This window comes from Serratia grimesii (genome assembly GCF_900186025.1).
Lineage (GTDB): Bacteria > Pseudomonadota > Gammaproteobacteria > Enterobacterales > Enterobacteriaceae > Serratia > Serratia grimesii.
Map to the genome: position 1 here is coordinate 532,981 of NZ_LT883155.1, position 11,591 is coordinate 544,571.

The window sequence follows — 11,591 nt, forward strand, 5'->3', positions numbered from 1 at the left end:
GTTTAAAAATGAGTGACAACTCTATATAAATCAATGCAATGAAGATGGGTTAACCGAGGGTGATATGACCCGTCGCAATCATATAAAGGGTAATAAGGGCGACAATGACCAAAAGAACGGCAATTAACGCTTCGTAACCTTTCAACAACCGTTCTGCATGTTGATTTTTTTGATGCCAGAGGAAGACCAGCAAGCCAGGGACGAACAACAATGAGGTCAGTAACATCTGGCTGCCGGCTGCATAGCACAGCCAGAAACCGTAGACGGTGCCTATCAGCCCAAGGATCAGATCGCGGGTACGCGTTTCACCCGGTTGGTAGCTTTCACCGGTGATCGCCAGTTTCAGGCCATAGGCGGCGCTGAACAGATAAGGGGGAAGGATAGCGGCAGTCGCGATGGAGAATAGCGCCTGATAGCCCGCACTGTAGACCAGCGTCAGCAACAGGAAGAGCTGTATCAAACCATTGGTGATCCACAGCGACACTGCTGGCGAGCCATTGGCGTTGGTTTTGGTGAATATCTGCGGGAACATGCCGTCTTTGGCTGCGACGAACGGCAACTCTGCGGCGAACAGTGTCCAGGCGAGCAGCGCACCGGCTACCGACAGAATCACGCCGGCTGCGACAAAACGAGCCCCCCAAATGCCGACCACGGATTCCAGTACACCGGCCATTGACGGATTTTTTAATCCGTTCAACGTTGCCTGATCGAGCACGCCCATCGACAGCACGCTGACCAGGATATAAATCACCAGGCAACCCAGCAGACCGATCACCGTCGCTTTGCCGATATCGGCACGTCTGGCGGCCCGTGAGGAAACAACGGTAGCGCCTTCAATACCGATAAAGACCCAGGTGGTGACCAACATGGTGTTTTTTACCTGATCAAACAAGGCAGGATGGCTACCGTCGACCACCATCATGCGGCCCCAGAAGTCTGCGGTAAAAATACCGATACGGAAGGCGATCACGACCGCCACAATAAACACCAACAACACCAGTACTTTGACTACCGTTAACACGGTATTGATCATGGCCGCTTCCTGCACGCCACGTAGCACCAACGCATGCACCAGCCATAGAACGATGGACGCGCCGAGGATTGATTGCCAGTTATTGCCCAGGCCGAACACCGGGAAGAAGAAGCTTAGGGCACTGAACAACAGCACCGCATAAGACACGTTCCCCAGCCAGGCGGAGAACCAATAGCCCCAGGCAGACTGGAAGCCAATAAAATCGCCAAACCCGGCGCGAGCATAGCTGTAAATACCGCCCTCCAGCTGCGGACAGCGGGCACTGAGGTTCTGATAAATTAATGCCAGGCAGATCATCCCTACGGCGGTGATCAACCAACCGATCAGCAGTGCGCCTGGTGAGGCGACGGAAGCGAAATTTTGCGGCAGGCTGAACACGCCACCGCCCACCATGGATCCGATGACCAGCGCAATCAGGGCCACCAGCCCCAGTTTTTTTTCAGACATGAGGGTTCCTCCAGCTGCGCAGGGCAGCAGGAAAATAATGATTCAGAGGTAGAGAAGACACGGCGGCAGACGATACCGCCGCGCCGTCAATCAGTCGCCGAGGGTGGCGACCATCACGGCCTTAATGGTGTGCATGCGATTTTCCGCTTCATCGAACACAATGGAGTGGGCCGATTCGAACACGTCATCCGTGACTTCCAGCCCTTTCAGGCCATAAGCGAGCTCAATTTCCTTGCCTACTTTGGTCTGTTCGTTGTGGAAGGCCGGTAGACAATGCATGAATTTAACCTGTGGGTTACCGGTAGCTGTCAGCACCGCGGCATTAATCTGATAAGGCTGCATCAGGCTAACGCGTTCCGCCCAGGCCTCCTTCGGTTCTCCCATCGATACCCACACGTCGGTATAGAGGAAATCGACACCTTTAACGCCTTCCTCAACCTGGTCGGTAACCGTGATATGTGCGCCGGTATCGCGGGCGATGTCTGCGCACTGTGCCAGCAGGGCTTCATCCGGCCAAAATGCCTTAGGGGCGACCAGGCGGATATCCATGCCCATTTTTGCTGCACCTACCATCAGCGAGTTACCCATGTTGTTGCGTGCATCTCCGAGGTAGGCGAAAGCGATCTGATCAAGGCTTTTGCCTGGTGCATGCTCCAGCATGGTCATCAGATCGGCCAGGATTTGTGTAGGGTGGAATTCGTCGGTCAGGCCATTCCATACCGGCACCCCGGCAAATTCGGCCAACTCTTCCACGATGGACTGCGCGAAGCCCCGGTATTCGATGCCGTCATACATGCGGCCCAATACCCGCGCGGTGTCTTTCATCGACTCTTTATGGCCAATCTGGGAACCGCTTGGGCCGAGATAAGTCACCTGAGCGCCCTGATCGAACGCGGCTACCTCAAATGAACAGCGAGTGCGGGTAGAGGTTTTTTCGAAAATCAGCGCAATGTTTTTACCGCACAGTTGCTGCTTTTCTACATTGCCGTATTTGGCTTTTTTCAGCGTGAAGGCCAGGTCGATCAGGTATTGGATTTCATCGGTGTTGAAATCCAGCAGTTTCAGGAAATGACGGTGGCGTAAGTTAATGCTCATAATCTTGTTCCTCTCTGTTCAAAGCGTTGGCGTGATTAACGTGCCTTTCTCACCGGCCAGGATACGGGTGGCATCCTGTAGCGCGCCGATGCCGGCGATACCCTGGGCGTAGCGTACAAAATGGCTGGCGGCCGAGATCTTCGGTCCCATTGAGCCAGCGTCGAAGGTGATGCCGGCCAGATCGTCTGGCGTGACTTTGTCCAAAGCGCGTTGTTGTGGCGTACCCCAGCCGAGATAAACGGCATCGGCGTCGGTGAGGATAAGCAGTGCATCGGCCTTGATCTGCTCTGCCAGGAACGCAGCGGAAAGATCTTTATCGATCACGGCCTCAATGCCTTCCAGACGACCTTCACGGCGTAACACCGGGATGCCACCACCACCGGCGCAGATCACCAGATGCCCTTGGGCGATCAGGGTGTTAATCGCGTCGGTCTCGATGATGTTGAGCGGTTTCGGTGACGGCACTACGCGACGGAAATATTTGCCGTCTGGCTTGATCGTCCAGCCTTTCTCCAGGCTTAGTGCCAGTGCACTTTTCTGGTCATAGACCGGCCCGATGTATTTGCTGGGGTTGCCGAAGGCACTGTCGTCAGGGTCGACCTCCACCTGAGTCAGCAGGGCGCTAACCTGTTGCTTTGGCAGGCAGTTTTTCAGCTCCTGTAGCAGCAGATAGCCGATCATGCCCTGGCTTTCCGCACCCAGTACGTCCAGCGGGTAGGGGGCAACCTGCGGATAGGCATTATTTTGCAGTGCCAGTAAACCGACCTGCGGGCCGTTACCGTGTACCAGTACGACGTTCCAGCTTTCGGTCAGTGCCGCAATCTGGCGGCTGGCAAGCAGGACGTTACGGCGTTGGATATCCGCCTCAAGCGGTTCTCCGCGGCGCAGCAGGGCGTTCCCACCCAGGGCAATCACCACTGTGGGTTTAGTCATGATGTTTACTCCGTCGGGGGATCAGATGTCGTCGCGTTCTAACGGGCAGCTCATACAGCGTGCGCCGCCGCGGCCACGGCCCAGCTCATCGCCGGGGATCGGCAGGACGGTGATGCCAGCTTTGTCGTATTTTTCGTTGGTCCAGGTGTTGCGTTCGTAGCCGACCACCACGCCAGGCCGGATGGTGAGAACGTTGTTGGCGTCATTCCACTGTTCGCGTTCGGCCTCGAAGCTGTCGCCGCCGGTGGTAATGAGTTGCACCTGACTGATACCCAGCGCGCGCTCGATAGCGGTCAGGAAGTGTTTTTCCTGCTGGCGATGCAAGCCACCTTTGCCGTCCGGTGTTAACGTCCAACACTGCGCTTCTTTACGCACCACTTCTGGATAAACCGAGAAAGTATCCAGATTGATATGAGTCATGACGGTATCCAGGTGCATACAAGAACGGTGTTTTGGCAATTCCAGAGCGATGACCCGCTCCGCCTGATGGGATTTGAACAGTGCCTGCGCCAGGAATTCGACCCCTTGCGGCGTAGTGCGCTCCGACATGCCGATTAATACGGCGCCACGACCAATGACCAAAACGTCGCCGCCTTCCAATGTGGCATGATCGTAATTACGTTCCTCATCGCCAAAATAGGTGGTGAAATTGCCATTCGCAAAATACGGGTGCCATTTATAGATAGCGCGCAGGTTATTTGTTTCACGCTGGCGCGCGGGTTTGGCCATTGGATTAATCGACACGCCGTTATATATCCAGCATGAGGTATCACGGGTGAACAAATGATTAGGTAACGGCTTCATAATAAAGTCGGTGCCCTGATGCGTATCAACCACCATATTACTGAAGCTGGCCGGCACTTCCTCATATGTCAGGCCGCCGGTCATATGACGCGCCAATTGGCGGTCGGGTAAATCACCCAGCCAGCCGCGAATGTCGGCGGCGAGCGACGGCCCCAGACGGAAGTCAGAAACCTGTGCTGACAACAACCACTGCTTAGCCGCGGGAATGCTCATGGTTTCGGTCAGCAGATCGGTCAGCAGCAAAACTTCGACATTCTGTGCACGCAATGTTTGCGCAAAAATATCGTGTTCCGCACCGGCACGTTCTACGGACAATACGTCGTCGAATAATAATTCCTGACAGTTTGATGGGGTTAATCGCTTTAAACTTAAATTAGGTCGGTGAAGCATAACGCTGCGCAGCTGGCCTATTTCAGAACCTACATAATTCTTATCCATGTCATTTCCTATTATCAGATTTAGGTAACATCGAACAAAACGAAATAAAGGTTTATTTCATTTATTGAGAATGGGTGCAGTGCCGTTGCCGCTGATAATAAACATTGCTTCCGGTTGTTTTGTGATGGGTGTCACATTGAGAGGGCGCGAAAAATGAAAAGGATTATCAATTGATTAGCGTCATTGTTTTATTGGAAATTTCATTTATCAAAATGAATTAATACGCATCTATCGCGTTAATTATCCAAAAATAAAGCAAGTTCACCTTAAAGGTGAGTGACTTAATTTATTGTAATTGCTTGGTTTTATCGGATGGCTGGCGTAGTTATGCATTTACAGATTATTAATATCCTGGTGCACTCAATTTCTTTTGAATTTTTATTCCCGTCGGTAACGGATAATGGGTTTTTATTTTTGTGACGCAGCGGGCTTCTATTTTATTCCAACAGGATAAACAAGGTATTAGCACAGTGCATTTCCCTGAGGGTGGAGAGGTTATGTACGTCGGGTGCATAAAAATCTGCAATACAACGAGACAGAGTGGGATAGTTAATCGGTTGGGGCTGGGGTGGCGAGAAAGCCCACCCCTATTGGGGGAGTCAATCGTTAAAGGGATTCGCTTAAGGTGGCGACCATCACTGCTTTGATGGTGTGCAGACGGTTCTCTGCCTGATCGAACACGACGCTGTGCGCCGATTCGAACACATCATCGGTGACTTCCATGCCGCCGTGCAGCCCGTATTGTTCGGCCATTTGCTTGCCAAGTGTGGTTTGGTCGTCGTGAAATGCCGGCAGGCAGTGAAGGAATTTGACGTTCGGGTTGCCGGTCAGTTTCACCATCGCCATATTGACCTGATATGGCTTAAGCAGGGCGATACGCTCCTGCCAGGTTTCTTTTGGTTCCCCCATCGACACCCACACGTCGGTATAGAGGAAATCTGCGTCTTTTACCCCTTCGGCGATGTCTTCAGTCAGGGTGATCTTCGCACCGGTCTTCTGCGCTAATGCCTGGCACTCTGCCACCAGGTTTGCCTGTGGCCAACATGCCTTTGGTGCCACCAGACGCAGATCCATGCCTGCCAAGGCTGCGGCCTCCAGCAGGGTATTGCCCATATTGTTGCGGGTATCGCCGAGGTAAGCGAACTTCACCTCATTGAGTGGCTTGCCCGGCAGGTGTTCCTGCACCGTGAGCAGATCCGCCAATAACTGGGTTGGGTGGAATTCATTGGTCAGCCCATTCCACACCGGTACGCCGGCATGATTTGCCAAGGTTTCTACCAGGTGCTGACCGTAACCGCGGTATTGAATACCGTCATACATGCGGCCCAGCACGCGGGCAGTGTCTTTCATCGATTCTTTGTGGCCGATCTGACTGCCACTCGGGCCGAGATAGGTGACCTGAGCGCCTTGATCGAAAGCGGCAACTTCGAAAGAGCATCGTGTACGGGTCGAGTCTTTTTCGAAGATGAGCGCGATGTTTTTGCCCTGCAAATGACGAGTTTCCTTGCCTTGCTTCTTGGCCTGCTTCAAATCGGCGGACAGTTGCAACAGCATCTGCAGTTCTGCCGGGGTGAAATCCATTAACCTCAGGAAGTGACGTTTGTAGAACGGGTTTATGCTACTCATTGCCGTATATCCTTATCGCTTAAATTGAATTTAAATTCACTTTATATGTATGAATATTCAATTTCAAGCCCGGGATGGAAATCTTTCACGTTTATCGTGGAAGCAATGCCGACGGTGTGTGAAAATAGAAGGAATACAGGCCATTTGACTTGAGGATATAGGCATGGCAAACAGCGAACAGCTAGACGAACAACGTGAAGAGACCCGCCTGATCATCGAAGAACTGCTGGAAGACGGCAGCGATCCAGAGGCGCTCTACACCATCGAACACCATTTCTCTGCCGAAAAGTTTGAAGTGCTGGAGAAAGCCGCTGTCGAAGCCTTCAAGTTAGGCTACGAAGTGACTGACGCCGAAGAGCTGGAAGTGGAAGACGGTACCCTGGTGATGTGTTGTGACGTAATCAGCGAAGTCAGCCTGAAGGCCGAACTGATCGACACTCAGGTTGAGCAACTGGTCGCGCTGGCGGCACGTTGCGGCGTTAACTACGACGGCTGGGGCACTTACTTCGAAGATCCGAACGGCGAAGAAGGTGACGATGATGAAGAAGACGGTGACTTCATCGACGAAGACGACGACGGTAAACGTCATTAATTAACTTCTGCTTAATTCCTGTGGGCCAGCGCTTGTTGGCCCCTGATAAATGACATGAAATACCAATCTCTGTTAGCCCCTATTTTAAACTTCCTGCACTGTGAAACCCCAGACGCCTGGATTGATGCTGCGCGCCGCCCAGAAAATCTGCCGCTGTTGCTGACTGACCATATGGTATGCGAGCTAAAAGCTGCGCAGACCGGCATGTGGCTGATCCGCCGCTATGTAGCAGACAAAGAGAGTGGTGACGCGTTACTGGCACTCCTCAGGCCCTATGAGGCGTTTCTGCATGAAGCGCAGGGCGTGCCGGAAGCCCTGTTTCAGCAGAACAATTTCACCCGCAAGATCCTGCCAAAAAACGGCTCGGCCTATGGTCAGGATCTGGCGGACAAGATGGTGTTGTTGATCAAAGAAGAGCTCCACCACTTTTCTCAGGTGCTGGAGATCATGCTGGCACGGCAGATCCCGTATAAGAAGATCACCGCCAGTCGCTATGCTAAAGGCATGATCCGTGAGATCCGCACCCACGATCCGGCGACGCTGATTGATAAACTGATTTGTGGTGCGTATATCGAAGCGCGCTCCTGCGAACGTTTTGCCCGCCTGGCGCCGCATCTGGACGACGAATTAAACCGTTTCTACGTTTCACTGCTGCGCTCTGAAGCGCGCCATTATCAGGATTACCTGACGCTAGCCGAACAGATTGCCGGTGGCGATATCAGCGAACGGGTGGCTCATTTTGGCCGTATCGAAGCGGCACTGATCCAGACCCCAGACAGCGAGTTCCGTTTCCACAGCGGTGTGCCCGCTATCGCCTGATAGCTGGGCATCCGTGGCATGTTTTATTCCGGTGTGCCCAGCAAGATATCTACGGCTTTCTCTGCCAGCATAATGGTCGGCGCATTGGTATTGCCGCTGGTCACCTGCGGCATCACCGAACAGTCGATCACCCGCAGCCGTTCAAAACCGTGCACTTTGAGCTGTAAGTCGGTGACCGAGTCCTGTGGGGATTGCCCCATGCGGCAACTGCCCACCGGGTGATACACCGTCTTGCAGAAGTTGCGCACGAACTCTTCCAACTGTGCTTCATCGTTCAGCCATGCCGGCTGCGGCATCAGTAGATCTTTGATGATCGGTTTGAGGGCGGCGGTTTGTAGGAAGCGCAGGCCAAACTTCACTGCGCGCACGCTGCCGGCCAGATCTTCCGGATGACCGAGGTAGTTGGCATGCAGTTTCACCGGATCGCGTGGATCGCGGCTGCGCAGCAGAACTTCACCGCGTGCTTTGGGTTGCAGATAGCCGACCTTCAGCGTGAAGCCGTGGATATTAGGTAAAGGTTCGCCAGGTACATCGTCCCAGCTGTCGAGCATCGGCAGGAAATGGATTTGCACATCTGAGCGCCCGTCACCCAGACTGTCAGTGAAGACAGCGCCTTCGAGCACGTTGGAGCTCAGTACGCCGCTGCGAAATGCCAGCCATTCGGTACCGTGGCGCAACGCTTGCAGGCCGCGATCGGCACCGTACAGACTGATAGGGTCGCGGGTACTGACGTTGATCGACATATGCAGGTGATCGTGGAAGTTTTTGCCTACTGGCAGATCCGCGCGCGGTTCGATGCCCAACTGTTGCAGATGTTCGCGTGGCCCAATGCCGGACAACATCAGGATCTTCGGTGATCCTACGGCGCCGGCGCTGAGAATCACCTCTTTTGTTGCATGTGCAGTGACTTCGGCACCGCCATTTTGGCTGTACACCACGCCGGTGGCGACGTTGTTGTCGAATACCACGCGGTGCACCAGCGCATTGAGCTTCACGACCAAGCGTTGCTCGTTGCGCACTGCTTTCAGGTAGGTGCGTGCGGTGCTGGCGCGCTCGCCGTGGTGGGTGGTGGTTTGGTAGAAGCCGACGCCGTGCTGGCTGTCGCCGTTGAAATCATTACGGTAGGGTAGATCCAGCTCTTGGCCCGCGCGGATAAACGCCATGCTAAGCGGGTGACGGTAGCGGTTCTCGCTGACCGGCAGCAGCCCTTCGCCACCGTGATAGGCATCCGACAGGCTTTCGTTGGCCTCGGCACGTTTAAAGTAGGGCAGCACGTCCTGATACCCCCAGCCGACGCAGCCATAGCGTTCGGCCCATTCGTCATAATCCTGCCGCTGGCCACGAATGTAGATCATACCGTTGACCGAACTGCTGCCACCCAGCACCTTGCCTTGGGCTATCTGCATACGCCGGTTGTTGGCGTGTGGCTCCGGTTCGGTCTCATACGGCCAGCTTTTCTTGGCGATGATCTTCGCCACGCCAGCTGGCATCTTGATGAATAGATTATTGTCGTCACCACCGGCTTCCAGCAGCAGTACCCGCGCCTGGGTACGGCGGATCAACTGTGCTGCCAAGACGCAGCCGGCGGAACCTGCGCCGACAATGATGTAATCAAAAGTGTTTTCCGACATGACTGCTCCCTGTGCGATTGCGGCATGAGCCTGTTCTGGCAGAGTATCGCAAGCGGGCAGGAGGTCAATTTGCAATCGTTAATTTATTAATGAATATCACAAAATTTATTTTTAAAATTAACTATCATTTTGATTTTTATGGAATATTAACAACATAACTATATTAATATTTTATCTTTTAATTTTGCATGTGTATGCTGATGCGGCGGGAGTGCGGTTTTATAAAGAATTGGCACATTGTTTCTTAACGGAATATTAAATATGAGACTTATCCGATCAGGAAAGAGAGTGTCAGAGTAAAAATGCTGCTATATGATGAATCCCTCTATTATTGGATAAGATATTAAGAAATATGGAAATTTCGATTAATAAATCTAATTATTTAAAAGGGATTGCCATCATTTTGATGTTGGTCCATCACCTGTTTGCCTACCCTCTGCGAATTAGCCCGGATATCCCGATCTATCATATTGTTAACCGCGTCGACATTGAGATGTACCTTGGCCTGTTCGGCAAGATTTGCGTGTCGATGTTCCTGTTTTTATCGGGTTATGGATTCTCGCTTAAAAAACAAATCTCGCTTAAATATATTTGGGGGAAGCTGAAGAACTTATATATCAGCTACTGGATAGTGCTGTTTATCTTTGTGCCGATTGGCATTATTTTCTTTCCGGGAGAAAGGTATACCCTTTCTCCATCGCTGTTTTTCGAAAACCTGATTGGTCTTAAATCCACTTATAACAGCGAGTGGTGGTTCTTTAAACTTTACGTTTTGTATGTGCTTTCTCTGCCGCTGTTGTCGCGGCTCAATACCTATCCATTGCTGGGGCTGCTGGTGTTGGCGGCAGTGTGTGGCAAAGGGTTGCAGTATTTTGCTTGGGCACCGGAGGTGCTAATCGAATATTGCACCTGGCTGTTGCCTTTCGGCTTTGGCATGGTGTTTGGCCGTAGCCAGAAAATGCCGGCAAACACGTGGCTGGTGAAGCTGATCGTTACCCTAAGCCGTACACACCCGTTGATCTTACTGATGGTGACAGTGGCGGTGTTTATCGTTGCTCATAACCCTGGGCTGCTGCTGGTGACACCGCTGTTTATTATCGCGTTGATGAATACCGCTGACGGCCTGGGTAGCACGGTGAATCGGGTTGTGGGTGAGTTGGGCAAACATTCGATGTACATGTGGCTGACCCACAGTTTCTATTGCTATTACTTCACTCAAAAGCTGATCTTTGCGCCGCGCTATACGCCGCTGATCCTGTTGTTGTTGATTGTGGTGTCATACCTGACCAGTCTGGTGCTGAGCCGGATTGAGTTGGCTATCAAGGGCGGAGTGATGAAGAGGGTGCAGAAGGTAGAGTAGGCTGGATAAGAAAAGAGATCACTTATGTGTTCTCTCAGAAGACGGGCAATGTTTGTTATTAGGGAGAGCGTGCCGAAGGGGTCGTAGCAGCCTTGGCTGCCGGAGCGCCCTTCGGTGCGCTAGGCCCGGGTATCTCGGGCCGAACAGTAAACGCTGATCACAGGGTCTTCAGCATGGTGACTTCGCAGTCGACGTGGCCGGTGGTGCCCATCGCCTGGTCGATATGCTCAAAGCCCAGATGCTCATACAGGCCGATGGCCTGCGTCAGGCTGGCGGTAGTTTCTAAATAACAACAGCGGAAGCCCTGTTGACGGGCGAACTCCAATGCTTGCAGCGCCAGGCGTTTTGCCAGGCCCTGGCCGCGCAACAGCGGCAGGAAATACATTTTCTGTAATTCGCAAATATCGTCTTCACCGCCTTGCAGTGGTGCAACACCGCCGCCACCGGCAATCTGACCATCCACTTCTATCACCCAATACGCGCTGCGCGGCAGGCTATAGAGTTGATACAAGACGTCCAGATTGGGGTCAGAAACGGTATAGCCTTTGTCCGCCGTCAGACCGTGTTCGGCGGAGACTTCGCGAATGACATTAGCAATAGCGGCATTATCATCAGCCGTTATTGGGCGCACCAGAAGACGTACTGGGGTTGCTGTTGTCATGTTTACACTCGCCATTAAAGGGAACCACATTCGTTTTTATCGCAACACAAAACGCACCGGAGTTATTTCCCGGCGGCGTCCATGCAGCATTATATACCCGTCATCTTTCAAGTTGCAGCGTTGTTACCTCCCCAGTTACTTACCTGAGTAAG

10 protein-coding genes are annotated in these 11,591 nt (G+C 52.8%); 3 read left to right on the plus strand and 7 right to left on the minus strand.

Annotated features, from left to right (window positions below; all coding sequences use genetic code 11):
* Positions 1 to 49: 49 nt before the first annotated feature.
* The 5 genes from arcD to argF (SGBXF1_RS02505) all read right to left on the minus strand — a co-directional run bounded on the left by arcD (position 50) and on the right by argF (SGBXF1_RS02505) (position 6,376).
* Positions 50 to 1,480 (minus strand): arginine-ornithine antiporter, encoded by a 1,431-nt coding sequence (gene arcD, locus SGBXF1_RS02485; protein ID WP_130382581.1) that lies wholly within the window; start codon positions 1,478 to 1,480, stop codon positions 50 to 52.
* Positions 1,481 to 1,570: 90 nt separating this feature from the next.
* Positions 1,571 to 2,575, minus strand: coding sequence for an ornithine carbamoyltransferase (gene argF / locus SGBXF1_RS02490; RefSeq protein WP_037424441.1), 1,005 nt, complete (start codon positions 2,573 to 2,575; stop codon positions 1,571 to 1,573).
* 18 nt (positions 2,576 to 2,593) lie between these two features.
* Positions 2,594 to 3,511: a carbamate kinase gene (locus tag SGBXF1_RS02495; RefSeq protein ID WP_455431402.1), complete on the minus strand. Its 918-nt coding sequence runs from the start codon at positions 3,509 to 3,511 to the stop codon at positions 2,594 to 2,596.
* A gap of 18 nt (positions 3,512 to 3,529) precedes the next feature.
* Positions 3,530 to 4,750, minus strand: a complete 1,221-nt coding sequence (gene arcA / locus SGBXF1_RS02500) for an arginine deiminase (protein WP_037424437.1) — start codon at positions 4,748 to 4,750, stop codon at positions 3,530 to 3,532.
* A gap of 606 nt (positions 4,751 to 5,356) precedes the next feature.
* The gene (gene argF, locus SGBXF1_RS02505; RefSeq protein ID WP_186427761.1) at positions 5,357 to 6,376 is read right to left on the minus strand and encodes an ornithine carbamoyltransferase; all 1,020 of its coding nucleotides are present in this window, start codon (positions 6,374 to 6,376) and stop codon (positions 5,357 to 5,359) included.
* A gap of 163 nt (positions 6,377 to 6,539) precedes the next feature.
* On the opposite strand from argF (SGBXF1_RS02505), the gene rraB reads away from it, so the two are divergent.
* Positions 6,540 to 6,968 (plus strand): ribonuclease E inhibitor RraB, encoded by a 429-nt coding sequence (gene rraB / locus SGBXF1_RS02510; protein WP_037424433.1) that lies wholly within the window; start codon positions 6,540 to 6,542, stop codon positions 6,966 to 6,968.
* A 54-nt stretch (positions 6,969 to 7,022) separates the two neighbouring features.
* On the plus strand, positions 7,023 to 7,787 hold the full coding sequence (gene miaE / locus SGBXF1_RS02515; RefSeq protein WP_037424431.1) for a tRNA isopentenyl-2-thiomethyl-A-37 hydroxylase MiaE: 765 nt from the start codon (positions 7,023 to 7,025) through the stop codon (positions 7,785 to 7,787).
* A gap of 23 nt (positions 7,788 to 7,810) precedes the next feature.
* Here the strand turns inward: miaE and SGBXF1_RS02520 are convergent, their stop codons facing one another.
* Positions 7,811 to 9,418 (minus strand): GMC family oxidoreductase, encoded by a 1,608-nt coding sequence (locus SGBXF1_RS02520; protein WP_186427762.1) that lies wholly within the window; start codon positions 9,416 to 9,418, stop codon positions 7,811 to 7,813.
* A gap of 352 nt (positions 9,419 to 9,770) precedes the next feature.
* Here SGBXF1_RS02520 and SGBXF1_RS02525 point away from each other — a divergent pair, with 352 nt between their 5' ends.
* Positions 9,771 to 10,778: an acyltransferase family protein gene (locus SGBXF1_RS02525; RefSeq protein WP_186427763.1), complete on the plus strand. Its 1,008-nt coding sequence runs from the start codon at positions 9,771 to 9,773 to the stop codon at positions 10,776 to 10,778.
* A 157-nt stretch (positions 10,779 to 10,935) separates the two neighbouring features.
* Here the strand turns inward: SGBXF1_RS02525 and SGBXF1_RS02530 are convergent, their stop codons facing one another.
* Positions 10,936 to 11,439, minus strand: a complete 504-nt coding sequence (locus SGBXF1_RS02530; protein ID WP_037424425.1) for a GNAT family N-acetyltransferase — start codon at positions 11,437 to 11,439, stop codon at positions 10,936 to 10,938.
* Between the last annotated feature and the right edge of the window lie 152 nt (positions 11,440 to 11,591).

Coding starts and splice junctions, on each gene's coding strand:
- arcD (WP_130382581.1), bottom strand. CDS start 1,480: ATGTCTGAAAAAAAACTGGGGCTGGTGGCCCTGATTGCGCTGGTCATC.
- argF (WP_037424441.1), bottom strand. CDS start 2,575: ATGAGCATTAACTTACGCCACCGTCATTTCCTGAAACTGCTGGATTTC.
- arcA (WP_037424437.1), bottom strand. CDS start 4,750: ATGGATAAGAATTATGTAGGTTCTGAAATAGGCCAGCTGCGCAGCGTT.
- argF (WP_186427761.1), bottom strand. CDS start 6,376: ATGAGTAGCATAAACCCGTTCTACAAACGTCACTTCCTGAGGTTAATG.
- rraB (WP_037424433.1), top strand. CDS start 6,540: ATGGCAAACAGCGAACAGCTAGACGAACAACGTGAAGAGACCCGCCTG.
- miaE (WP_037424431.1), top strand. CDS start 7,023: ATGAAATACCAATCTCTGTTAGCCCCTATTTTAAACTTCCTGCACTGT.
- SGBXF1_RS02520 (WP_186427762.1), bottom strand. CDS start 9,418: ATGTCGGAAAACACTTTTGATTACATCATTGTCGGCGCAGGTTCCGCC.
- SGBXF1_RS02525 (WP_186427763.1), top strand. CDS start 9,771: ATGGAAATTTCGATTAATAAATCTAATTATTTAAAAGGGATTGCCATC.
- SGBXF1_RS02530 (WP_037424425.1), bottom strand. CDS start 11,439: ATGACAACAGCAACCCCAGTACGTCTTCTGGTGCGCCCAATAACGGCT.